The following is a 23,598-nucleotide window of genomic DNA, read 5'->3' on the forward strand; positions in this document are numbered from 1 at the left end:
GGCAACTCGACCCCTTGACGACCCGAGGCACCCTCTCCGTGCGATCCGAAATGTCCGAATTCGATACTGTTTAGCCGCACGTCAGAAGGGGGTACACCCCGTACTCCGCCGAGACGGATCCCCGTTCCGGGGCCTCAGGACCAAGGTCCCGAGACGGACCTTTCCGAAGGTCCCGCCGGAATCGCCCGCTTCACCACTATTCCTGGTCGTAGGCCCGGAAACGGGTGTGCGGCTTGTCACGACGGAGGCCGCCACACGGGGGCACGACAGAGGGGTGGCCCGGGACCAGTTACGGTCCCGGGCCACCCCTCGGGCTGGGCTCAGTCTCGCCTCAGCGTTGGTTCAACTCGGGCTCACGCTTCCTTCGTCAGGTTCGGACCGGCGCCGCCGGCCGCCTGCTCGATCGGCGGGACGTCGGGCAGCGCCGACTTCTCCTCGCCGCGGAAGCTGAACTTCTTCTCCTCGCCCTCGCCCTCGGTGTCCACGACCACGATGTGACCGGGGCGCAGCTCACCGAAGAGGATCTTCTCGGAGAGGATGTCCTCGATCTCGCGCTGGATCGTCCGGCGCAGCGGCCGGGCGCCCAGAACGGGGTCGTAACCCTTCTTGGCGAGCAGCGCCTTGGCGCTCGGGCTGAGCTCAAGGCCCATGTCCCGGTCCTTCAGGCGCTCGTCCACCTTGTGCACCATGAGGTCGACGATCTGGATGATGTCGTCCTCGGTGAGCTGGTGGAAGACGACGGTGTCGTCCACACGGTTGAGGAACTCGGGCCGGAAGTGCTGCTTCAGCTCTTCGTTGACCTTGTTCTTCATCCGCTCGTAGTTGGACTTCGTGTCGCCCTGGGCCGCGAAGCCCAGGTTGAACCCCTTGGAGATGTCCCTGGTCCCGAGGTTGGTCGTCATGATGATGACCGTGTTCTTGAAGTCCACGACCCGGCCCTGGGAGTCGGTCAGCCGACCGTCCTCCAGGATCTGCAGAAGGGAATTGAAGATATCGGGGTGGGCCTTCTCGACCTCGTCGAAGAGGACGACGGAGAACGGCTTCCGGCGCACCTTCTCGGTGAGCTGGCCGCCCTCTTCGTACCCCACGTATCCGGGGGGAGAACCGAAGAGCCGCGAAACCGTGTGCTTCTCGCTGAACTCCGACATGTCGAGGGAGATCAGCGCGTCCTCGTCGCCGAAGAGGAATTCGGCGAGCGTCTTGGAGAGCTCCGTCTTACCGACTCCGGAGGGGCCGGCGAAGATGAACGAGCCACCGGGCCGCTTGGGGTCCTTCAGACCCGCCCGCGTACGCCGGATCGCCTGGGAGAGCGCCTTGATGGCGTCCTTCTGGCCGATGACGCGCTTGTGGAGCTCGTCCTCCATACGGAGCAGCCGCGAGGACTCCTCCTCGGTGAGCTTGAAGACCGGGATGCCCGTGGCGGTCGCCAGGACCTCGGCGATCAGCTCCTCGTCCACCTCGGCGACGACGTCCATGTCGCCGGCCTTCCACTCCTTCTCCCGCTTGGTCTTCGCGGCCAGCAGCTGCTTCTCCTTGTCGCGGAGCGAAGCTGCCTTCTCGAAGTCCTGGGAGTCGATGGCCGACTCCTTGTCGCGGCGGACGTTCGCGATCTTCTCGTCGAACTCGCGGAGGTCCGGCGGAGCGGTCATCCGGCGGATACGCATCCGTGAACCGGCCTCGTCGATCAGGTCGATCGCCTTGTCCGGCAGGAAGCGGTCCGAGATGTACCGGTCGGCGAGCGTCGCGGCGGCCACGAGCGCGGAGTCCGTGATGGACACGCGGTGGTGCGCCTCGTAACGGTCCCGCAGACCCTTGAGGATCTCGATGGTGTGGGGCAGCGACGGCTCGGCCACCTGGATCGGCTGGAAGCGGCGCTCCAGCGCGGCGTCCTTCTCCAGGTGCTTGCGGTACTCGTCGAGGGTCGTCGCGCCGATGGTCTGGAGCTCCCCACGGGCGAGCATGGGCTTCAGGATCGAAGCCGCGTCGATCGCGCCCTCGGCGGCGCCCGCACCCACCAGGGTGTGGAGCTCGTCGATGAACAGGATGATGTCGCCGCGGGTGCGGATCTCCTTGAGGACCTTCTTCAGGCGCTCCTCGAAGTCACCTCGGTAGCGGGAGCCCGCGACCAGGGCGCCGAGGTCCAGGGTGTAGAGGTGCTTGTCCTTGAGGGTCTCGGGCACCTCGCCCTTGACGATGGCCTGGGCCAGTCCCTCGACGACAGCCGTCTTGCCGACGCCGGGCTCGCCAATGAGGACCGGGTTGTTCTTCGTACGGCGGGAAAGCACCTGCATGACCCGCTCGATCTCCTTCTCGCGCCCGATGACCGGGTCGAGCTTGGACTCACGAGCTGCCTGGGTGAGATTCCTGCCGAACTGGTCCAGGACGAGGGAGGTCGAGGGCGTGCCCTCGGCCGGGCCGCCGGCGGTGGCGGCTTCCTTGCCCTGGTAGCCGGAGAGCAGCTGGATGACCTGCTGCCGCACCCGGTTCAGATCGGCGCCCAGCTTCACGAGGACCTGGGCGGCGACGCCCTCGCCCTCGCGGATCAGGCCGAGCAGGATGTGCTCGGTGCCGATGTAGTTGTGGCCGAGCTGAAGGGCCTCGCGGAGCGACAGCTCCAGGACCTTCTTGGCACGGGGCGTGAAGGGGATGTGGCCGGACGGAGCCTGCTGCCCCTGCCCGATGATCTCCTCCACCTGCTGGCGGACCGCCTCGAGCGAAATCCCGAGGCTCTCCAGGGCCTTAGCGGCGACACCCTCACCCTCGTGGATAAGGCCCAGGAGGATGTGCTCGGTGCCGATGTAGTTGTGGTTGAGCATCCGGGCTTCTTCCTGAGCCAGGACGACAACCCGCCGCGCGCGGTCGGTGAACCTCTCGAACATCGTTAATCGCTCCTCAGAGCGGTCAGGCAGTAAAGGGGTCGGTCCCCTCCCTGTCCTTCCGCAGCTTAGTCCCGCAAGCGGGGACCGCTCATTCCAACTGCCGACATCCGCCGTGATCACCCCGCCGTCGGCGGCGAACTTTCCTCACGAACAGCCGACACCTGCTCCAACCTGATGGTGCGAGACGATGTTCCCGCAGGCCAGACAGATACCCCCGCTATCGGTACGCCGATGGCGAACGTGAGACGTCCGGGACCGCGTGTCGCCCCTCCCCACTAGGAATGTCTTACCCGTAAGCACTGACACTCCATGCGGCGCACCCCCGTTCGCTCCGCTACGGGCGAACACCCTTGCACTCCTGAATGCTTCCGCACGCCCCCGCGACGCACACGCAGAGCGAGCGTGCTTCGACTCTGCGTAACTCAATGCCAGGGCGGGGAGTTGGTCCGAATATGGCTCTCCCCGTTCCGTCCCCCCGCGCGCCGCTGCCGGCCGAAGACGGCGGCTCCCTCTGGTACGAGCGGAAGCTGGGCTGGGCCACGGTGGCCGGGCCGCCCGTCGCTCTGCTGACCGGGCTGCGTTTCGACGTTCTGGAGCTGCCCGCCGACGCGGGCGCCGCGGTGCTGCGGCGTATCGACGCGGCCGGGACCGGGCCGGTGGCGCTCGCCGGGGGCCGGATGCGGCTGCTGGTGGCCGCGGGCGGCGCGGACGAACTGCCGGGGCTGCTCGACTGGCTGGAATGGGGCGGTATCGCCCTCGATCTGACCGCGATCGGCGCCGACGGCCGGATGACCGCTCCGGAGCCGCCCGGTGGGGCACCGGGGCCACTGGGTCCGGGGGCGGAGCAGGGGGCCGCCGTGTGGCTGCGGCCCCCCGAGCCTGGACGCGAGGTGGAGCCGACGCTGCCGGCTCTCACTCATTTCGGACACGGACCCGGAGGCAGTGCCGGACTCGGGGACAGGGGTGGGGGTGTCCCCGATCTCGTTCGACTCGTGGACACGGCGGCGACGGAGTGCCACCGGGCCCGATTGCTTCGTGGAGAATCGACGGGTACGAAATCTCAGCCGTTGGCCTTCTCGTAGGCTTCGCGGATCTCGGCCGGAACGCGACCGCGATCGTTGACGCTGTAGCCGTTCTCCTTGGCCCACTTGCGAATTTCCGCGGTGTCCTTGTTCCCCCCCGCGGCGGCGCGGCCCTTGCCACGTCCACCGGCGGCACGGCCACCGGTGCGACGGCCACTCTTGGTGTACGGGTCGAGCAGCCCACGAAGCTTGTCCGCATTCGCGTTCGTGAGGTCGATCTCGTAGGTCTTGCCGTCCAGCGCGAACGTGACGGTCTCGTCCGCCTCGCCACCGTCGAGGTCGTCAACAAGAAGGACCTGAACCTTCTGTGCCACCGGTTTTCCTTTCATCGAAAATGCAGTACGCCGAAAGGAAACCGCTTTTCTCAGGAAAACACAAACCCCCGGCAGAGGTTCAGTAGCACAAGAACACGGGAAACGTGCGCGATTCGGACATAGGGTTCCGGGTTCTTCAGCCGCTCACAGGTGCAGAAGCATCCGGCTGTTACCCAAGGTGTTCGGCTTCACCCGTTCGAGACCCAGGAACTCGGCGACACCCTCGTCATAGGAACGCAGCAGCTCGCTGTAGACATCTCCGTCGACAGGAGTCTCACCGATCTCCACGAAGCCGTGCTTGATGAAGAAGTCCACTTCGAAGGTCAGACAGAATACGCGCCGCACCCCGAGCCACCGGGCCGTCCGCAACAACTTGTCGAGCACATGCCGCCCGATGCCGGCACCCCGGAAGCGGGGATCCACCGCGAGTGTGCGCACTTCGGCGAGGTCTTCCCACATGACATGGAGTGCGCCGCATCCGACGACCGTCGCGTCGTCGTCGCGTTCGGCGACCCAGAACTCCTGGATGTCCTCGTAAAGAGTCACCGTCGCTTTGTCGAGCAGGATGCCGTCGCTCACGTACGGGTCGAGGAGACGGCGGACCGCGGACACATCGCTCGTCCTGGCCCGCCGGACGGTGATGGCATTTACATCGACTTTCGGAAGCTCGGAGGACATGACTGGACGCTATCGCCCGGCGGGATGCTCTCGGTCGGCGCCCTCGGCGGGGACTTCGGTAGGCACTTCGGGCGGTACTTCGCCCGGCACTTGGGGGTTCCCTTCCCGCGAGGCTTCACGCGGGCCTTCCGTCGCCGCTCCGGACGCGCCTTCGTCCGTGGCTTCCGGCCGGTCGCCGCTGACCATACGGACCGCGTCCTCCAGGGCTTCGCGCTGCGCCGGCGACATCATCCCGAAGAAGGCGACAAGAGCGGCCGCCGGGTTGTCACTCTTCGACCAGGCTTCGTTCATCAGCGCGGCCGCGTAGGCGGCGCGGGTGGACACCGCCATATATCTATAGGCACGGCCGTCGACTTCCCTGCGTACCCAGCCCTTCTGATGGAGATTGTCCATTACGGTCATGACGGTCGTGTAGGCGATGGACCGTTCCCGCTGAAGGTCTTCCAGGACTTCCCGGACGGTGACGGGACGGTTCCATTCCCAGACGCGGCTCATGACGGCGTCTTCCAGGTCTCCCAATTGGCGGGGCACATCGTCACCATAGTGCGAGATGTCCGAATGGCCGGTTATTGACGTTACAAAAGGACGTACGACCTCACGGAAGTCGTACGTCCTGATCCACGGCCGTGCCGCCGTCAGGCGCCGGACGGCCTGCCCTGCTGCTCAACGGCCTCCGCGCGGGCGATCGCCGCGTCCACGGCCGCGTCCTCCTTCGCCTTGTTGTCGCCGCCCTGGCTCTTGACGATCGTCACGACCAGGCCGATGAAGAAGGCGGCCATCACCACGGGGGGCAGGAGAGCGGATACGTAGTCCATGGCCACAGAGTAGCTATCCGGCGGCCCGCCGCTCCGGTGGGGGCGTGGGCTTACGGCGTGGCGGGAAGACCTCTGACGGCTTGGGCATCGGACGCTCGGTGGACGGGCGCCCGGGGGCGGCCGGGCGGCGCGGTGGCGCGGGCTGTTTGCCCGGCCCCTTTCCGGGGGCCTTGCCGGGCTCCTCCCTGGGCCGCTGCGGGTCGTCGGCCGCACCGCGGCCTCCCTGGAGCGCGAGCAGCCGGGTACGGGGCGCGGGGGCGGCGGGAGAGCGGCCGGCGAGGCGGGCCCGTACGGAGTTCTCGGCGGCCCGCTGACAGCGGTCGAGCAGCGCGGCGGCGACGGGTGCGGCGCGCAGGGTGCGCAGAGCCATGAGGTCCTCCGGGCGTGGGTCGTACCCGGCGGCCAGGGCGTCCTGGAGGAGCTCCAGATAGCCGGCGGCCGAGCCGGGAAGCGCGGCGCGGTAGCGGGCGAGATCGGCGAGGAGGAAGGCGCGCAGCCGGCCCGCCTCGCGGACCGCCTCGTCCACGGACTCGGCGAGCCGCAGGCACGCCCGGACGTCCTCGTCGGGAAGGGGAGCGGGGTGGAGGGCGACGGCGAGGGCGCCTCGGAGCACACGCAATTCGTCTGCGCCGAACGCCATGCCGCCGCGGGATCCGTAGGGCGTGGGCATGCGGCGACGATACTCACGAATCGCACAAAATCGCCTAAACGCGACAGCTGCGGCGCGCCGGGATCCCGGGGTCAGGCCGCCGGACGGGCTGTTCGCGGGCCGCCCGGCGGTCGAGGACGAACCCGCCCTGAGCTACATGCGCGAGACGTTGCGCTCGTACACCAGTCGCAGGCCGATCAGCGTCAGCCACGGCTCGTGCTCGTCGATCACCGTCGCCTCGCCGAGGATGATCGGCGCCAGACCGCCCGTCGCGATCACGGTGACCTCGCCCGGGTCCTCGGCCAGCTCGCGCGCCATCCGGGTCACGACCCCGTCGACCTGGCCGGCGAACCCGTACACGATGCCCGACTGCATCGCCTCGACCGTGTTCTTGCCGATGACGCTGCGCGGCCTCGCCAGCTCGATCTTGCGCAGCTGCGCGCCCCTTATGCCGAGCGCCTCCACGGAGATCTCGATACCGGGCGCGATGACCCCGCCCGTGTACTCCCCGCGCGCGCTGACCGCGTCGAACGTCGTGGCCGTGCCGAAGTCCACGACGATCGCGGGACCGCCGTAGAGCTCGACGGCGGCGACCGAGTTGATGATCCGGTCGGCGCCGACCTCCTTCGGGTTGTCCACCAGGATCGGCACGCCGGTCTTGATGCCGGGCTCGACCAGGACGGCGGGGACGTCTCCGTAGTAGCGGCGGGTCACCTCGCGCAGCTCGTGCAGGACGGAGGGCACGGTGGAGCAGATCGCGATGCCCTCGATGCCGTCGCCCAGCTCCTCGCCGAGGAGCGGGTGCATCCCCATCAGTCCCTGAAGGAGGACGGCCAGTTCGTCGGCCGTACGGCGCGAGTCGGTGGACACCCGCCAGTGCTCGACGATCTCCTCGCCGTCGAACAGACCGAGCACGGTATGGGTGTTGCCGACGTCGATGGTGAGCAGCATCAGAGCGCCGCCTCACGCAGGTCGAGGCCGATGTCGAGGATCGGGGCCGAGTGCGTGAGGGCGCCGACGGCGAGATAGTCGACGCCGGTCTCGGCGTACGCGCGGGCGTTCTCCAGGGAGAGCGTGCCGGACGATTCCAGCAGTGCCCGGCCGGCGACGAGCGCGACGGCCTCCGCGGTCTGGGCCGGGGTGAAGTTGTCCAGCAGGATCAGATCGGCCCCCGCGTCGAGGACCTCGCGGACCTGCTCCAGTGTGTCGGTCTCGACCTCGATCGCCAGGTCGGGGAACCGGTCCCGTACGGCCTTGAAGGCCGCGGCGACCCCGCCGGCCGCGACCACGTGGTTGTCCTTGACGAGCGCCGCGTCGGAGAGCGACATCCGGTGGTTGACACCGCCGCCGCAGCGCACGGCGTACTTCTCCAGGGCGCGCAGGCCCGGCGTCGTCTTACGGGTGTCGCGCACCTTCGCGCCGGTGCCTTCGAGGGCGTCGGCCCACGCGCGCGTGGCGGTCGCGATGCCGGAGAGCCTGCACAAGAGGTTGAGCGCGCTGCGCTCCCCCGTGAGCAGGTCGCGGGTGCGGGTGGTGACGCTGAGGAGCTTGTCGCCGGCTTCGACGCGGGCGCCGTCCTCGACGTGCCGCTCGACCTCGAAGTCCTCCGTACAGACGATGGACAGGACGGCCTCGGCGACGCGCAGTCCGGCGACCGTGCCGCTCTTGCGGGCCGTGAAGTCGCCGGTGGCGACGGCGTCGGCGGGGACGGTCGCCACGCTCGTCACGTCCAGGCCGTGGTCGAGGTCCTCACCGATGGCGACGTGGGCGATGTCCTCGACCTGGACGGGGTCGAGTCCGGCCTCGGCCAGCAGCTCGGCGAGCGCGGGATCGAGACCGCACTCCGGGGAGTCCTCACCGTCCGAACAGCCGCAGCCGTCGCCGCAGCCCCCCGCGGCGGACGCCGGGGCGCCGATCTGGATGAGCGGTACGTCCACGGCCTCGGGGCGCGGACTGTCTTCGGGCGTGCTCACGGTGACGGCTCCCTGGGGACGGAGAGATCTACGGGGTGTACGGCGGGAAACGCGGGGGTGTCGGTCCGGCTCAGCTCCAAGGCGCGGCCCGTGCCGAGGCGTACGACGAGATGGCGGTGCCAGTCGGTTTCGTCCCGCTCGGGGAAGTCCTCGCGCCAGTGGCAGCCGCGGGTCTCCTCGCGCTCCAGGGCGGCGGCCACGAGGACGCGGGCGACGCAGAGGAGGTTGGAGGTCTCCCACGACTCGACGCCCGGCTGGGCGGGCTTTCCGGGGTCCGCCGGGTCGGCCGGGCGCAGGGCGTCCTGGTAGACGGCCTCCAGGGCCTCGGCGGCCACACCCAGGCTCGTCGCGGACCTGAGGACGCTCGCGCCCTCGGACATGATCCGCTGGATCGTGAGGCGTGCCTCGGGGGCGATGAGCGGGAGGAGGGCGGTGGAATCGGCGATGGCGGTGCTGGTGCCGGTGGCGGGCTGGGCGGCGGGCGTCGCGGGGCGGGGGGCCGCCGCGACCGCGGCGATGTCCGCCGCGATGCGCTCGGCGAACACCAGGCCTTCGAGGAGCGAGTTGGACGCCAGCCGGTTGGCGCCGTGGACACCCGTGCAGGCCACCTCGCCGCAGGCGTAGAGGCCCGGCACGGTCGTACGGCCGCGCAGGTCCGTGCGGACGCCGCCGGACGCGTAGTGCGCGGCGGGCGCGACCGGGACCGGCTCGGTGACCGGGTCGATGCCGTGCGACCGGCAGGCGGCGAGGATCGTGGGGAAACGGGTCGCCCACATCTCCGCGCCGAAGTGCCTGGCGTCCAGATACATGTGGTCGGCGCCCTGCTCGCGCATGCGGCGCATGATGGCCTTGGCGACGATGTCGCGGGGCGCCAGCTCTGCCAGTTCGTGCTGGTCGAGCATGAAGCGGACGCCGTCGGCGTCCACGAGATGGGCGCCCTCGCCCCGTACCGCCTCGGACACCAGCGGCTGCTGGCCCTCCGATCCGGCGCCGAGGAAGAGCACCGTCGGGTGGAACTGTACGAATTCGAGGTCGGAGACCTCCGCCCCGGCGCGCAGCGCGAGTGCCACGCCGTCGCCGGTGGAGACGGCGGGGTTCGTGGTCGCCGAGAAGACCTGGCCCATGCCGCCGGTGGCCAGGACGACGGCGGGGGCGCGGACGGCGCCGACACCGTCGTGCTGGCCCTCGCCCATCACATGGAGGGTGACACCTGAGGTGTTGCCGTGCTCATCCGTAAGGAGGTCGAGGACCAGCGCGTTCTCGACGGTACGCAGGGAGGCTTCGCGTACCGCGTCCACCAGGGCGCGGGAGATCTCCGCACCGGTCGCGTCGCCGCCCGCGTGCGCGATACGGCGGCGGTGGTGGCCGCCCTCCCGGGTCAGCTGGAGATCACCGGCCGCCGACGTGTCGAAGCGCGCGCCCGTCCCGATCAGCCGGCGGACGGCGTCGGGCCCTTCGGTGACCAGGGTGCGTACGGCCTCCTCGTCGCAGAGACCGGCGCCCGCCACGAGCGTGTCGCTCAGGTGCTGCTCAGGGGTGTCGCCCTCACCGAGTGCCGCCGCGATGCCGCCCTGCGCCCAGCGGGTGGAGCCGTCGTCGAGGCGCGCCTTGGTCACGACGACCGTCCTGAGCCCGGCAGACGTACAGCGCAGGGCCGTGGTGAGCCCGGCGACGCCCGAGCCGACCACGACCACGTCGGCGTCGAGGGCCCAGCCGGGCACGGGCGCGGTGAGCTGGATGCCGGCCGGGCGGGCGGGCCTCGGCTCCCGTGCGGACTCGGCGGTCACTGGGAAGCTCCGAACGTCAGGGGGATGTTGTCGATCAGCCGCGTCGCGCCGACCCGCGCGGCCACGGCGAGGATCGCGTCGCCGGTGTGGTCGTCCGGGACCTCGGTGAAGTCCGCGGGGTCCACGAGGGCGAGGTAGTCGAGCGTGAAGGACGCGCTGTCCCTGACCGCCTGGTCGAGGACGACGCGGGCCGCCGACCGTACGGCGTGCGCGCCACATGCCGTCTTCGGCGTACGGGACGCCGCGTGGGCCACGGCGTGGCTGTCGGCTGCGGCGCGGGCCTCGCCGAGCGCGGAGAGGGCAGCCGCGCGGGCCGTGGACGTGGGCGCCGAGTCCGCGCGGGCGCGCAGCGCGTGCTGGGCACCGAGGCGGTCGCTCGCGGCGAAGAGCGCGCGGGAGAGCGCGAGGGCGGTCCGGCGCTCGGCGGCGGAGAGGTAACGGTTACGGCTGGATAGCGCGAGCCCGTCGTCCTCACGGACCGTCGGCACGCCGACGATCTCGACCGGGAAGTTCAGGTCGCGGGCCATCCGCCGGATCAGCGCGAGCTGCTGGGCGTCCTTCTGTCCGTAGAAGGCGACGTCGGGGCGGGTGAGATGCAGCAGCTTCGCGACGACGGTGAGCATGCCGTCGAAGTGTCCGGGCCGTACGGCGCCTTCGAGGCGCTCCCCCATGGGTCCGGCGGAGATGCGCACCTGGGGTGTGCCGCCCGGGTAGACCTCGTCGACGGACGGCGCGAACACGGCGTCGGCGCCTGCCGCCTCGGCCGTCTTCAGGTCCGATTCGAGAGTCCGGGGATAGCGGTCCAGGTCCTCGTTGGCGCCGAACTGGAGCGGGTTGACGAAGAGGGTGACGACGACGAAGCCGGCCGGGCCGATGTGCCGGCGGGCGGCGCGTACGAGTGCGGCGTGGCCGTCGTGGAGGGCGCCCATGGTCATGACGACGGCGGTACGGGCGGAGGGGGCTGCCTCCGGTGCGGCTGCCCGCGCGGTGCCGTGCCGGGCGAGCAGAGCGTCCAGCTCCGCGCGCGTGGAGGCCAGTTCGAGGCTCATCGTTCGCTCCCCGGCCGGCGGTCGCCGTCGGCGAGGACGTCCAGCAGGTCCTCGGCCAGCTCCGGCTTGAGCAGACCGTGGGCGAGGGCCCGGTCGGCCGTCGTACGGGCCATCGCCAGATAGCCGGGCACGGCGGCGGGCGCGTGCTCGCGCAGCTCGGCGACATGCGCGGCGACCGTGCCCGCGTCGCCGCGTGCCACAGGGCCGGTGAGCGCCGCGTCGCCGGAGCGCAGGGCATTGTCGAGGGCGGCGCCGAGGAGCGGGCCGAGCATCCTGTCCGGCGCCTCGACGCCCGCCTTGCCCAGCAGCTCCATCGCCTGTGCGACGAGGGTGACCAGGTGGTTCGCGCCGAGGGCCAGGGCCGCGTGGTAGAGCGGGCGGGCGTCCTCCTCGACCCACTCGGGCTCGCCGCCCATCTCGATGACCAACGCCTCGGCGGCCAGCCGCAGTTCGTCGGGGGCGGTGACTCCGAAGGAGCAGCCCGCGAGCCGCTGGACGTCCACGGAGGTGCCCGTGAACGTCATCGCGGGGTGGAGCGCGAGCGGCAGCGCGCCCGCGTGCAGCGCGGGCAGGAGCACCTTCGTGCCGTACCTCCCCGACGTGTGGACCAGCAGCTGTCCCGGACGGACGGCTCCGGTCTCGGCCAGCCCTTCGACCAGACCGGGAAGGGCGTCGTCCGGGACGGTCAGCAGCACCAGCTCCGCGCGGGCGAGCACTTCGGCGGGCGTCACGAGGGGCACCTCGGGCAGCAGGACGGCCGCCCTCCGTACGGAGGCGTCGGAGACGCCCGACGCGGCGACCGGGCGGTGTCCGGCGAGCCGGAGAGCGGCGGCCAGCGCCGGCCCGACGCGCCCGGAACCGACGACTCCGACCGTGAGCCGGGCGGGCCTGTCCCTCGGGTCACGAGGATCGAGGGGGACTGCTGATGAGTTCACGCGGCGGGGCCTTCCGTTCCAGTCCGCGACGGGTACCGGACGATTTCTCGCCATGCTACGCCAGCGTTTCGCGGCATTCCCCGACTGTCCACAGGGTGCGGGCGGCAGTAGTAAAAGCACTGGGCGGACCGCGCCCGGTGGACGATGATCCCACCATGGGAGAGACGAGCGAACAGGACGAACGACGGCGGCGGCTGGCCGCCTGGCATGCATCCGGACGGATCCTCTGGCGCGGCCACGCCGACCGGCCCGTCGGCGAACAGCTGGCCGCGCTCGCGGCCGACGCGTCGTCGGTCTACGACCTCGACGAGTGGGCTGACGTGTACGGGAACGGGGTCGTCGCCGAGCTGGAGAACCGGGTGGCGGCCCTCCTCGGTTTCCCGGCCGCCGCGTTCTTCCCGACGGGCACCATGGCGCAGCAGGTGGCACTGCGGTGCTGGGCGGGCCGCACCGGCAACGCGACCGTGGCCCTGCATCCGATGGCGCACCCGGAGGTGCACGAGGGCGGCGCCCTGTCGGTCGTGAGCGGCCTGCGGACGATCCATCCGACCTCCGAGCCCCGGCTGCCCACGGCCGAGGAGATCGAGGCCACGGACGAGCCGTTCGGCACGCTGATGCTGGAACTGCCGCTGCGCGACGCCGGGTTCGTACTGCCTACGTGGGACGAGCTCGTCGCGGTCGTGGCGGCGGCGCGTGAGCGCGACGCTGTGGTGCACTTCGACGGGGCGCGGCTGTGGGAGAGCGTGACGCATTTCGGCCGCCCGCTGGAGGAGATCGCGGGGCTCGCGGACAGCGTGTACGTGTCCTTCTACAAGTCTCTGGGCGCGATGTCCGGGGCGATGCTCGTGGGGTCCTCGACGCTGGTCGAGGAGGCGCGGGTGTGGCGGCATCGGTACGGAGGACAGGTCTTCCAGCAGTATCCGGCGGCGCTGTCCGCGCTGTTGGGGCTTGAGCGGGAGCTGCCGCGGCTGCCCTCGTACGTCGCCCACGCGCGCGTGGTCGCGGCGGCGCTGGCGGAAGAGCTCGCGGAGCCGTCGCGAGGATCAGGAGCCGGATCAGGAGCCGGATCAGGAGCGGTGTCCGCCGCGCCGTGGTTCCGGGTGCATCCCCAACAGCCGCACACCCACCAGTTCCAGGTCTGGCTCCCGTACGACGCCCGGGTGCTGAACGAGGCGGCCGTGCGGCAGGCCGAGGAGACGGGGGTGTCGCTCTTCCGCCGCTGGTTCGACTCGGGCTCCGGCCCGCCGGGTGTCTCTGTGACGGAGGTGACGGTCGCGGAGGCCGGGCTGGAGTGGACAGCGGACGACGTCCGGCAAGCGGTAGGGGAGTTCATGACCCGCGTGAAGGCGGAGGCTGAAGCAGCAGCGGAGGCGAGGGACCGGCCCGCCGATTGACGGGCGCCGTCAATCGTCCGCCGCGCTGTCAGTGGTGGCGTGCAGCATGGATGCATGAGCGTGACCATCGACATCACCGGGCTGCCCCACGAGCGGATCGTCTTCGGACCGTCCCCGCTCGCCGAGCTGGCCGCGGCCCTTCACGCCCTGTCCGAGCCCGGACACCACGCCCGGCTCCACGCCTGGATCACGTCCACCTCCGCCGGGCTCAAGCCCGAGCTGGCCGACCGGCTGCACGAGGCGGACTTCCTGTGGCGGTCCGCCCGCTCCGACATCCTGCTGCCCCCCTGCCCCCGCGAGACGCTGGCCGAGGAGCTGGACGACCTCGACACGATGCCCGACGAGCAGTACGTGGCGGCGGCGCTGGAGATCTCCTGCGCCAGTCAGTACGGCGCGGGCGCCCCGTCCCCGCTGGTGGACGCCCCCACGCGGGAGCGCGCGCTGGAGCTGGCCGCGACGCGCGGACCGCGCCGGTCCGCCTTCGTACGGCGCATGCTGACCGATCCGCCCGCCGTCCGGGCATGGATACGGCGGCTGATGGAGGACTGCGACCAGGCGTTCTTCGCCGAGACCTGGCAGCGGGTCCGGGTCCAACTGGCCGCCGACGCCCGGCACAAGACCGACCTGCTGCGGCGCAAGGGACTCGCGGAAGCCGTCGCCGCCGTCTCGTCCGCCGTGAGCCTGGAGGAGACGGGCACCGCCGTCGTCGTGGACAAGCTCTCGTCGGGCCGCACGAGCGCCGCGGGATCGGGCCTGACCTTCCTGCCCACCGCCTTCGGGTGGCCGCATCTGATCGCGCTGCACGCGCCCGGCTGGCAGCCGGTCGTGCAGTACCCGGTGGGCAGCCCGGAGCCGTCCGGCGGCGCGCCCTCAGTGGAGACGGTCAAGCTCCGCCTTGAGGCGGTCGCGCACCCCATGCGGATGCGGCTGTGCCGGAGCCTCGCGCGGGGCGAGTATTCGACGAGCGAGCTGGCCGACACGTGCGGGATAACGGCGCCGGAGGTGTCCCGGCATCTTTCCGTGATACGCAAGGCGGGCCTGCTGACGACCCGCCGCCGTGGGCGCTATGTGCTGCACCAGCTGGATGTGACCCTTGTGGCACGGCTCGGCAGCGACTTCCTTGAGGGTGTGCTGCGCTGACGGCTGTCGGTGCTCGGGGCGAGCCGCGTCCCCGCCGACGCGGCGATGGTGTCGGCGACCTGAGGGATCGTCACGCCGTCCGTACGGATGCGCTCGGCGAGCAGGGCGAAGTGGCGTACCTCCCCGGCAGCCGCCGTGCGATCTCGTGCGCGGTCCGCGTCTTACCGCCGCCGAAGAGCCCGTTGATCCGCAGGAGCATCAGACGGCGCCGCCTCCGGCGCGCACCAGCCCGGACTCGTACGCGAGCACCACGACCTGCACCCGGTCGCGCAGGCCGAGCTTGGTGAGGATGCGGCCGACATGGGTCTTCACGGTCGCCTCGGAGAGGACCAGCCGGGCGGCGATCTCGCCGTTCGACAGGCCCTGGGCGACCAACAGCATGACCTCGCGCTCGCGGCCGGTCAGCCGCTCCAGCGCGCCGGTGGCCGCGGCGCTCTCCCGGCCGCTCGGCAGCATGGCCGAGAAGCGGTCGAGCAGCCGCCGGGTCGTGGACGGCGCGACGACCGCGTCGCCGCTGTGCACGGCGCGGATCGCGCTCAGCAGCTCGGACGGCGGCACGTCCTTGAGCATGAAGCCGCTGGCGCCCGCCTTGAGCCCGGAGAAGGCGTACTCGTCGAGGTCGAACGTCGTCAGGATGAGCACCTTGGGCGCGCCGGGCTCCGCGCAGATGCGCCGGGTCGCCTCCACACCGTCCAGCCGTGGCATGCGTACGTCCATGAGGACGACGTCCACGGCGGTGGCGCGCAGATTCTCGATCGCCTCCGCGCCGTCGCCCGCCTCCGCGACGACCTCCATGTCCGGCTGTGCGGCCAGCACCATACGAAAACCGGTGCGCAGCAGCACCTGGTCATCGACGAGCATCACGCGGATCGACATCGGCGGGGTTCCTTCTCCGTAGGAGGGCGGTCGGTCGGTGACTGTTCAGGAGTTCAGTTCGGAGGGGTTCAGTGCGCGGGCTTCAACGGAAGCAGCGCGCTGATCCGGAAGCCGCCCCCCGGCCGCGGCCCCGCGTCGAGCGTGCCGCCGACCATGCCGACGCGCTCCCGCATCCCGATGAGGCCGTGCCCCCGGCCGTCCGCGCCACCGTCCACGTACAGATCGTGGCCCGCGCCGCGCCCGTCGTCCTCGACCAGGAGTCCCAGCCCGTCGTCGAAGTAGACCAGACGGACGCTGGCTCCCACATCGGGTCCGCCGTGCTTACGGCTGTTCGTCAGCGCTTCCTGCACGATCCGGTACGCGGTGAGCTCCACGCCGCTCGGCAGCGACCGGGGGGTGCCCTCGACCTTGAAGTCCACGGTGAGCCCCGCCGACCGCACCTGCTCGACCAGGTCCTCTATCTGCTGGACGTCGGGCTGCGGCACGTACTCGCCGCTCTCCTTGACGTCGCCGGTCCGCAGCACACCGAGCAGCCGGCGCATCTCGGCCAGCGCCTGCCGTCCGGTGCCCGAGATGGTCTCCAGGGCCTGCCTGGCCTGTTCGGGCGCGGTGTCCAGGACGTAGGCGGCGCCGTCGGCCTGGACGACCATCACCGAGACGTTGTGCGCGACGACGTCGTGCAGCTCGCGGGCGATCCGCGCGCGCTCGGCGGCCACCGCGACCTTGGCCTGCGCCTCCCGCTCCTTCTCCAGCCGGGTCGCACGCTCCTCCAGCTGAGCGAAGTACGCGCGGCGGGTACGGACGGAGTCGCCGAGTACCCAGGCGAGTGCGAAGGGCAGCGCCAGCACGACGGTGAGGAAGAACTGCCCGCCGGCGCTCTCCTCGCTCGCGGGCCAGCGCAGTTGGGCCAGCGGCGCCGCGGCGAGGCCGCCGATCAGCGCCAGCTGGGTGGCCCAGCGCGGGCCGCCCCGTGCGGCGACCGTGTAGATGAGCGCCAGCATGGCGAAGTTGGCCGGATTGGGCCGCACGCTGGTCAGCAGCTGGACCACACCCAGACCGGCCACGAGCAGCAGCATCTTCTCCGGATGGCGTCGGCGCAGCGCGACGCTCAGCGACAGCAGCAGAACGATCACCGCGGCAACGGCCTTCGGCTCGGCGCCGACACCCGCCTGCACAACCACCCACAGCATGGAAAACCCGAAGAGCACCACAGCCCAGAAGCTGTCGACGCCCGTCGGGTGTCTACGGAGAAAGTCATAGAGACGCTGCACGTAACCCAGCGTAGGGAAGCCACAAAGGTAGAAGGGTCAACCGGAGGGCCGATCCGGTCGGCCGGGGAGTACTCCCCAAGGTGGAGACTGGGCCCGTGACGGATGAGACGTGTAAGCACGACGGGGCCGTGGGGGCTCCGTGGGGCGTGGAGGCCCGCGGATGGGCCGCGGCGATGGAGAGCGCCCTGTACGGCCCGGAGGGCTTCTACCGGCGCCCTGAGGGGCCTGCCGGGCACTTCCGCACCTCCGTGCACGCCTCATCGCTCTTCGCGTCGGCCGTCGCGAAGCTTCTGGCGGCGACCGCCGAGGCGCTGGATACCGACGAGATCGCCCTGGTCGACATGGGCGCGGGGCGCGGGGAACTGCTGACCGGTGTCCTCGCCGCCGTACCGGACGGGCTGACCGTACGGCCGTACGCCGTCGAGCGGGCCCTACGACCGCCGGGACTCGATCCGCGCGTCGAGTGGACCGACAGGCCGCCGACCGGGGTGCGGGGGCTGCTGTTCGCCAACGAGTGGCTGGACAACGTGCCCGTGGACGTCGCCGAGGTGGGGCCAGACGGGACGGTGCGGTACGTCCTGGTGGGCCCCGACGGCACGGAGCGGCCCGGGACCCCGGTCGAAGGCCCGGACGCGCGGTGGCTGGCGCGCTGGTGGCCGATGGACGGGCCGGGCGCGCGGGCGGAGATCGGCCGCACTCGTGACGAGGCGTGGGCCGCCGCCGTGGCGACGCTGGACCAGGGTCTCGCGGTGGCCGTCGACTACGCGCACGTACGCGGCGACCGGCCGCTGTTCGGGACGCTGTCCGGCTTCCGGGGCGGCCGCGAGGTACGGCCGGTACCGGACGGCACCCGCGACATCACCGCCCATGTCGCACTGGACGCGTGCGCGGCGGCCGCAAGCCCGGGAGGCGCGGCGGCCTTCGTACTGAGCCAGCGCGAGGCCCTGCACCGCCTCGGCGTCAGCGGTGAGCGCCCGCCGCTCTCCCTCGCCACGACCGACCCCGCCTCCTACGTACGCGCGCTCGCCGCCGCCGGCGAGGCCGCCGAACTGACCGCGCGGGGCGGCCTCGGGGACTTCGGCTGGCTGATGCTTCCGGTCGGTACGGCTCTGAGAGACTGGCCCGCATGACGGAGACCACCCGCACGACGACGGTCGGCATCGGCGGCGCGGCCGAGAGCACGGACATGGTGCTCAACATCGGGCCCCAGCACCCCTCGACGCACGGTGTGCTCCGACTGCGGCTGGTACTCGACGGCGAGGTGATCCGGGAGGCCGAGCCGGTCATCGGGTACATGCACCGGGGCGCCGAGAAGCTGTTCGAGGCGCGGGACTACCGCCAGATCATCATGCTCGCCAACCGCCACGACTGGCTGTCGGCGTTCGCCAACGAGCTGGGTGTGGTGATGGCCGTCGAGCGCATGCTCGGCATGGAGGTGCCGCAGCGCGCCGTCTGGACCCGGACCCTGCTCGCCGAGCTGAACCGGATGCTCAACCATCTGATGTTCCTCGGCTCCTACCCCCTCGAACTGGGCGGGATCACCCCGGTGTTCCACGCCTTCCGGGAGCGCGAGGAGCTGCAGGCCGTCATGGAGGAGATCTCCGGCGGCCGGATGCACTTCATGTTCAACCGGGTCGGCGGTCTCAAGGAGGACCTGCCCGCGGGCTGGCTGGACCGCGCCAGGCACGCGGTCGCCCAGGTCCGTTCGCGGATGGACGTCTACGACAGGCTGGTCCTCGGCAACGAGATCTTCCGGGGCCGCACCCGTGGCGTGGGGGTCCTGGCGGCGAAAACCGTGCACGCGTACGGGGTTTCGGGGCCGATCGCGCGGGCCTCGGGCGTCGACTTCGACCTGCGCCGCGACGAGCCGTACCTCGCGTACGGCGAACTCCAGGACACGCTTAAGGTCGTCACCCGCGAGGAGGGCGACTGCCTGGCCCGCTTCGAGTGCCTGCTGGGCCAGACCCACAATTCGCTCGACCTCGCGGACGCGTGCCTGGACCGCATCGCCGGCCTGGAGCCCGGTCCGGTCAACCAGCGGCTGCCCAAGGTCCTCAAGGCGCCGGAGGGACACACGTACGCCTGGACCGAGAATCCGCTCGGCATCAACGGCTACTACCTGGTGTCGAAGGGCGAGAAGACCCCGTACCGGCTGAAGCTGCGCTCGGCGTCCTTCAACAACATCCAGGCCCTGACCGAGCTGCTGCCGGGCACTCTGGTCGCCGACATGGTGGCGATCCTCGGCTCGCTCTTCTTCGTCGTCGGCGACATCGACAAGTAGTAGCGGGGCGCGCTGCGGCCGGCCGGTGCTGCCGTGGTGCGAGATCTCCGCGTCGGCCTGAGGCTGGTTGAGGGGGCGCGGACAGGTGTCCGCGGCGTTCCCGCGCAGGCCGGCCGCTGGCGCGCCGCACCGTCGTCAGCGATCCGCGCGGTCAGGGCCACCTCACGGCTCACTCGGCGCTGATCGGTGTCGAGCGCGTCCTGGGTCTGGACGGTGGTACGCCTCCGGCGGCCGGACTGGTACTGCCGGAGAGCGCGATCGACCCGGCACGGGCGGTCGCCCGCCTGCGGGATTCCGGCGTCACGGTCACCACCGAACCGCTCGAAGCCCAGCCCTAGGGTGTGTCCGGGACAGGACCCAGGAGCCTAGGGCGTGTTTGAGAAGTAGCGTCGTCCGCCCATCGGGCGGGGCCCACGGCGTCTGGTGCGTGCGATCGCAAGGCGGAGGATCAGCCCCGTAGATGGACCGGACGTACTTGGATGACTCCGACAACGCGGCGAGCGCGCGTGCCAGGCGTCGTGGGCCAGACGGGACTTCTCAAACACGCCCTAGGAGCCGATCGCGCTGCGCAGTTGGCCGAGGGGCAGTGGCTCGGTCTCGTCGTGCTCGGTCAGGTCGATGACCTTGCCCACCGCCCGGTCGTCCGTCCTGCGCCGCTCCTCAAGGGCCTCCTCGCCGGTCACATCGGCGAGGTCCTCGCGCCGCGCCCGTTCCAGCTCAGCCGCCGCGGACTGTCTGCCCTCGGTCTCCACGGTCTCCGGGCCGGCAGGGCCGTCCTCCGCGTCGGCGGCGGGCGGTTCGGTCGAGGCGGCGCCGCCCTTCTGCGTGCCGAAGAAGTCGAAACCTCCCTCGGGACCCCGTTGCAGCCGGTGCCGCCGGTTGTACGGGACGATCGCCGATGCGCCCGGGTGGGGGCGGGTGGCGGGCAGCGATGCCGACGGCCTGACCTTCAGCGGAAGCGCGAACGAGGGGCGTGCGTGCTCGCCGGCCGCCGCGGCTTCCGCCGCGCGCCGCTTCCCGGCTTCCTTCTCCTGCGCGGCCTTCTCGGCGCGGGCCTGCTCGGCCTTCGCCGCCTGCTTCGCCCGCTCCTCCTCCGCCGCGGCCTCGCGGGCCGCGCGCTCGGCGAGTTGATGCCGGCGGGCCTCTTCGAGGATCCGCTTCGTGTGCTGTGTCACGCCGTTGTGCGTCAGGTCCTCAAGGGCCTGCGCTGCGCGGTAGTACGCCGACGCGGTGGGTGTACTGCCCGCGGGCGGCAGCGCCTTCGGCTCGGCGGCCGCTTCGATGGCGAGCTGCCGCCGGCCCTCCAGCGCGCTGGCGCGCGCGGTCTCCGCCGTGGCGTACCGGCGCAGAAGCGCGGCGTGCTCGCCGCGCAGTTTCGCGAGTTCCGCCCGCTTGGTGCGCAGCTTGGTGTCGAGCCGGGTGCGGATCTCGCGCGATTCCTCGATATCGGTTTCGAGTTCGGCTACTCGCTCTTCGGTCTTCCACTCCTCGCTCGCCTGCGCGCGGAGCAGTTCGGCGACGCGCCGGCCCGCGGCCCGGTCCCAACTGCGCATCAGATAGGCGCCGGTGGCGGCGGTGGCCGCGGTGACGACCACCAGCCCGCGGAGCGCCACGGGTTCCGCGAGGAGCCAGGCACCCGCGGCGCACAGAGCCGCGGCCCCCGCCACGGCCGACGGCGGCAGAATCCTGTGGAGGGGCGGGGAATGGCGGTGGCGTCCACGTGGCATGGCCAGAAATTTACCGCGCGTCGCGCCGGAATGGGGGTCGGCCGGACAATCTTTCCCCGTCCGTTGCCGACTCCACTCCCGGCCCTCTACTTCCCGCCGCTTCCCACTACTTGGCCCCGCTTGTCGCTACTTGCCGATCAGGTCCTTTGACTCCAGATACTCCTTGGCGACATCCGCGGGCTTCGCACGCTCGGCGTCGACCTTCAGGTTGAGCTCCGCGAGATCCTCTGTCGTGAGGATGTCGGTGAGCTTGCCGAGAATGTCCGCGATCTCCTGAGAACCGGCGTCCTTGGCATTGACCACGGGAAGTACGTTGTCCGCGTTCTGGAGCTTCTTGTCGTCCTCCAGGACCACCAGACCGAAACTGTCGAGCGTGCCGTCGGTGGTGGTGCTGAGGACCAGCTGGTCCTTGCCGTCCTTGACCGCCTGCTTGGCCTGCGGAGTGCCGACGCCCTGCGGGTCGATGCCGGTGACGTCGATTCCGTACGTCTCCTTGAGACCGGGCGCGCAGAACGGCCGTACCTCGCACTCGTCACCCGCGGCGATCTTCACCTTGAGCTTCGACGCGCCCAGATCCGAAAGGGTCTTGAGGCTATTCTCCTCGGCGTATTCCTTCGTCACCGCGAAGGCGTTCTGGTCGACCGCCTTGCCGGCGGGGAGCACCTTCAGTCCGCGCGGCTCCGCCAGCTTCTCCAGGGCGGCGACCGTGGCGGCCGTGTCGCTGGAGGCGAGCGGCTTCTTCACGGCCTCGTCCGCGCCGTTCACCTTGGCGTTGAGGAATTCGGTGAGCGTCGCCGCGTATTCGGGGACGACGTCGATCTCACCCTTCTCCAGGGACGGCTCGTACAGCTCACGGTTCTTCACCGTCGTGACGGAGGTGTCGTATCCGCCGTCACCGAGGATCTGCGCGTAGAGCTCGGCGAGCACCTTGGACTCGGTGAAGGCCGCGGCGCCGACGACGAGGGCGCCCTTCTTGTCGGCGCCCGATCCCTTGTCCGAGTCGCCGTCCGATTCCAGGCTGTCGCCGCCGCAGGCGGCGAGCGACCCGGTCAGGGCGACAACGCCGACTACCGCACCCGCGATGCGCGAGGTCTTGCTCATGAAAGTTCACCATCCGTTGAGGGTGGCCCGAAGAGAAGGCCAGGAAAGTCGGTCGTCACACGGTCGTTCGGTCCCGCGGGAGCACGTCGTCGCCGAGGGTCTTGCCCGCCGCGCCGTCCCGCGCGCCGGGCACCGGTGCCCGGACGGCGGTGGCGGACGGCGACGGGTCGAGCACCCGGTCCAGCGCCACGAGCACGCCCTCGACGACCAGCGCGAGCAGCGCCACCAGGAGGGCCCCGGCGACCACCTGGGGGGTGTCGTACGTGTTGAAGCCGGCGGTGATGATCCGCCCGAGGCCGCCCTGCCCCACCATCGCCGCGATCGTGGCGGTGGCGATCACCTGTACGGACGCGGACCGCAGGCCGGTCATCACCATCGGGTACGCGAGGGGCAGCTCGACCCGTACGAAGAGCTGGCGCCCGGACATCCCCATGCCCCTGGCGGCTTCGACCACCGACCGGTCCACCTCCCGCATGCCCACGTAGGCGTTGGTCAGCAGCGGCGGCACGGCGAAGAGGACCAGCGCGACGATCGTCGGCACGTAACCCGCGTTGCGCAGCGGGGAGAGCATGAACAGGGCAAGCACGGCGAAGACAGGGACCGCCCGTCCCACGTTGGAGATGTTGATCGCGAGCGCGCCGCCCCTGCCGATGTGCCCGAGGTAGAAGGCCGTCGGGAGGGCGATCACGCAGGCGAGCGCGAGCGCGACCCCGCTGACGTACACATGCTCACCGAGGCGGGCCAGCGCACCGTCCTCGCCGGACCAGTTGGAGCCGGTGACCAGCCAGGTCCACGCGTCTGCCAGAACGTCCATCGGTCAGCCCCCCACCTTCACCGGGCCGCCGGTCCGGCCCTCGCGCGCGGGACGTGCCGCGCGGCCCTTGCCCTTACCTATGCGGGTCCAGGGTGTGAGCAGCCGCTGGAGTCCGAGAAGGAGCAGGTCGGCGGCGACCGCCAGCAGCACGCAGAGCACCGAGGCGGCGAGCACCTGTGCCTTGAACAGGCTGGGCAGCGCGTCCTCGATGAGATTGCCGAGCCCGCCGCGCCCCACGATCGACCCGACGGTCGTCAGCGCGACCGTCGAGACCGTCGCGATCCGCACGCCCGCCATCAGCGCGGGCAGTGCGAGCGGCAGCTCGACCTCCCAGAGCAGCCGCCCCGACCCGTACCCCATCCCGCGGGCGGCCTCCTTGGCCTCCGCCGGAACGGAATCGAGGCCCGCGACGATGTTCCTCACAAGGATCGTCAGTGAATACAGCACCAGGCCGGTGATCACCAGCGCGGACGACAGCCCGAAGAACGGCAGCAGCAGCGAGAACATCGCCAGCGACGGGATTGTGTAGAGCAGTGTGGTCAGTCCGAGCACGGGGCCGGCGAAAGCCGGTTTGGCGCGGGCGAGCAGGGCGAGCGGAAAGGCCACGAGCAGCCCGATGAGGACCGAGACAACAGTGATCCAGATGTGCTGGACCGTCGCATCCATCAACTCCTGGCTACGGGAGCGAAGGTACTCTCCGCAGATCCATTCGTTCGCCGCCAGACAGCTTTGAGCGCTCATCCACCCCCGCCTCCCCTATCTCCCCGAACGTATGTCTGGTGTCTTTGTCTCGGCGACCCTATCCCCGACCACTGACAATCGCGGATGGTCGC

General features: G+C 70.8%; 22 protein-coding genes. 5 read left to right on the top strand and 17 right to left on the bottom strand.

Annotated elements, in window-relative coordinates; translation table 11 throughout:
• Window positions 1-353 precede the first annotated feature (353 nt).
• Window positions 354-2,879 (bottom strand): ATP-dependent Clp protease ATP-binding subunit, encoded by a 2,526-nt coding sequence (locus OIE74_RS16020; RefSeq protein ID WP_329383617.1) that lies wholly within the window; start codon window positions 2,877-2,879, stop codon window positions 354-356.
• 452 nt (window positions 2,880-3,331) lie between these two features.
• Between OIE74_RS16020 and OIE74_RS16025 the strand changes: the two genes are divergently transcribed.
• Complete coding sequence (locus tag OIE74_RS16025; RefSeq protein ID WP_329383619.1) at window positions 3,332-3,961, top strand: SCO3374 family protein; 630 nt, start codon at window positions 3,332-3,334, stop codon at window positions 3,959-3,961.
• On the opposite strand, the gene OIE74_RS16030 is transcribed toward OIE74_RS16025, so the two are convergent.
• From OIE74_RS16030 to OIE74_RS16075, 10 genes are all read right to left on the bottom strand, one after another.
• Window positions 3,940-4,275 carry a histone-like nucleoid-structuring protein Lsr2 gene (locus tag OIE74_RS16030; RefSeq protein WP_023539576.1) on the bottom strand — a complete coding sequence of 112 codons (336 nt, stop codon included), beginning with the start codon at window positions 4,273-4,275 and terminating at the stop codon, window positions 3,940-3,942. The genes OIE74_RS16025 and OIE74_RS16030 overlap by 22 nt on opposite strands.
• A 144-nt stretch (window positions 4,276-4,419) precedes the next feature.
• Window positions 4,420-4,953, bottom strand: a complete 534-nt coding sequence (locus OIE74_RS16035) for an amino-acid N-acetyltransferase (RefSeq protein ID WP_329383622.1) — start codon at window positions 4,951-4,953, stop codon at window positions 4,420-4,422.
• A 9-nt stretch (window positions 4,954-4,962) separates the two neighbouring features.
• Window positions 4,963-5,484, bottom strand: coding sequence for a BlaI/MecI/CopY family transcriptional regulator (locus tag OIE74_RS16040; protein ID WP_329383625.1), 522 nt, complete (start codon window positions 5,482-5,484; stop codon window positions 4,963-4,965).
• Between the two features lie 104 nt (window positions 5,485-5,588).
• Complete coding sequence (locus OIE74_RS16045; RefSeq protein WP_189108794.1) at window positions 5,589-5,768, bottom strand: hypothetical protein; 180 nt, start codon at window positions 5,766-5,768, stop codon at window positions 5,589-5,591.
• A 13-nt stretch (window positions 5,769-5,781) separates the two neighbouring features.
• Window positions 5,782-6,408: a hypothetical protein gene (locus OIE74_RS16050; protein ID WP_329392321.1), complete on the bottom strand. Its 627-nt coding sequence runs from the start codon at window positions 6,406-6,408 to the stop codon at window positions 5,782-5,784.
• Between the two features lie 162 nt (window positions 6,409-6,570).
• Window positions 6,571-7,368 carry a type III pantothenate kinase gene (locus OIE74_RS16055; RefSeq protein ID WP_329383630.1) on the bottom strand — a complete coding sequence of 266 codons (798 nt, stop codon included), beginning with the start codon at window positions 7,366-7,368 and terminating at the stop codon, window positions 6,571-6,573.
• Window positions 7,368-8,390, bottom strand: a complete 1,023-nt coding sequence (gene nadC / locus OIE74_RS16060) for a carboxylating nicotinate-nucleotide diphosphorylase (RefSeq protein ID WP_329383632.1) — start codon at window positions 8,388-8,390, stop codon at window positions 7,368-7,370. Before nadC ends, OIE74_RS16055 begins: the two co-directional genes overlap by 1 nt.
• Window positions 8,387-10,177, bottom strand: coding sequence for an L-aspartate oxidase (locus OIE74_RS16065; RefSeq protein ID WP_329383635.1), 1,791 nt, complete (start codon window positions 10,175-10,177; stop codon window positions 8,387-8,389). Before OIE74_RS16065 ends, nadC begins: the two co-directional genes overlap by 4 nt.
• Complete coding sequence (gene panC, locus OIE74_RS16070) at window positions 10,174-11,226, bottom strand: pantoate--beta-alanine ligase (RefSeq protein WP_329383637.1); 1,053 nt, start codon at window positions 11,224-11,226, stop codon at window positions 10,174-10,176. The genes OIE74_RS16065 and panC overlap by 4 nt, the downstream gene beginning before the upstream one ends.
• Window positions 11,223-12,215: a Rossmann-like and DUF2520 domain-containing protein gene (locus OIE74_RS16075; protein WP_329383639.1), complete on the bottom strand. Its 993-nt coding sequence runs from the start codon at window positions 12,213-12,215 to the stop codon at window positions 11,223-11,225. Before OIE74_RS16075 ends, panC begins: the two co-directional genes overlap by 4 nt.
• 101 nt (window positions 12,216-12,316) lie before the next feature.
• Here OIE74_RS16075 and OIE74_RS16080 point away from each other — a divergent pair, with 101 nt between their 5' ends.
• The gene (locus OIE74_RS16080) at window positions 12,317-13,555 is read left to right on the top strand and encodes a threonine aldolase family protein (RefSeq protein WP_329383641.1); all 1,239 of its coding nucleotides are present in this window, start codon (window positions 12,317-12,319) and stop codon (window positions 13,553-13,555) included.
• A 54-nt stretch (window positions 13,556-13,609) separates the two neighbouring features.
• Window positions 13,610-14,695 (top strand): DUF5937 family protein, encoded by a 1,086-nt coding sequence (locus tag OIE74_RS16085; protein WP_329383643.1) that lies wholly within the window; start codon window positions 13,610-13,612, stop codon window positions 14,693-14,695.
• A gap of 198 nt (window positions 14,696-14,893) precedes the next feature.
• Here OIE74_RS16085 and OIE74_RS16095 read toward each other — a convergent pair whose 3' ends face one another.
• Entirely contained in the window at window positions 14,894-15,571 is a 678-nt protein-coding gene (locus OIE74_RS16095; protein WP_329383646.1) for a response regulator transcription factor, read from the bottom strand.
• A 68-nt stretch (window positions 15,572-15,639) separates the two neighbouring features.
• Window positions 15,640-16,842: a sensor histidine kinase gene (locus OIE74_RS16100; protein ID WP_329383647.1), complete on the bottom strand. Its 1,203-nt coding sequence runs from the start codon at window positions 16,840-16,842 to the stop codon at window positions 15,640-15,642.
• Between the two features lie 173 nt (window positions 16,843-17,015).
• Between OIE74_RS16100 and OIE74_RS16105 the strand changes: the two genes are divergently transcribed.
• Both OIE74_RS16105 and OIE74_RS16110 read left to right on the top strand, forming a co-directional pair.
• Entirely contained in the window at window positions 17,016-17,972 is a 957-nt protein-coding gene (locus OIE74_RS16105) for an SAM-dependent methyltransferase (RefSeq protein WP_329392322.1), read from the top strand.
• Window positions 17,969-19,123, top strand: a complete 1,155-nt coding sequence (locus OIE74_RS16110) for an NADH-quinone oxidoreductase subunit D (protein ID WP_329383649.1) — start codon at window positions 17,969-17,971, stop codon at window positions 19,121-19,123. The genes OIE74_RS16105 and OIE74_RS16110 overlap by 4 nt, the downstream gene beginning before the upstream one ends.
• Before the next feature lie 548 nt (window positions 19,124-19,671).
• Here OIE74_RS16110 and OIE74_RS16115 read toward each other — a convergent pair.
• The 4 genes from OIE74_RS16115 to OIE74_RS16130 form a co-directional block, all read right to left on the bottom strand.
• Window positions 19,672-20,850 (bottom strand): hypothetical protein, encoded by a 1,179-nt coding sequence (locus OIE74_RS16115; RefSeq protein WP_329383651.1) that lies wholly within the window; start codon window positions 20,848-20,850, stop codon window positions 19,672-19,674.
• Between the two features lie 126 nt (window positions 20,851-20,976).
• Window positions 20,977-21,951 (bottom strand): ABC transporter substrate-binding protein, encoded by a 975-nt coding sequence (locus tag OIE74_RS16120; RefSeq protein ID WP_329383654.1) that lies wholly within the window; start codon window positions 21,949-21,951, stop codon window positions 20,977-20,979.
• Between the two features lie 55 nt (window positions 21,952-22,006).
• A complete protein-coding gene (locus OIE74_RS16125; protein WP_329383656.1) occupies window positions 22,007-22,765 on the bottom strand; it encodes an ABC transporter permease in 759 nt (252 codons plus the stop codon).
• Window positions 22,766-22,768: 3 nt separating this feature from the next.
• The gene (locus OIE74_RS16130; RefSeq protein ID WP_329383658.1) at window positions 22,769-23,506 is read right to left on the bottom strand and encodes an ABC transporter permease; all 738 of its coding nucleotides are present in this window, start codon (window positions 23,504-23,506) and stop codon (window positions 22,769-22,771) included.
• Window positions 23,507-23,598 lie beyond the last annotated feature (92 nt).

It is taken from the genome of Streptomyces sp. NBC_01716 (assembly GCF_036248275.1).
In the GTDB taxonomy this organism is placed as follows: Bacteria; Actinomycetota; Actinomycetes; order Streptomycetales; family Streptomycetaceae; genus Streptomyces.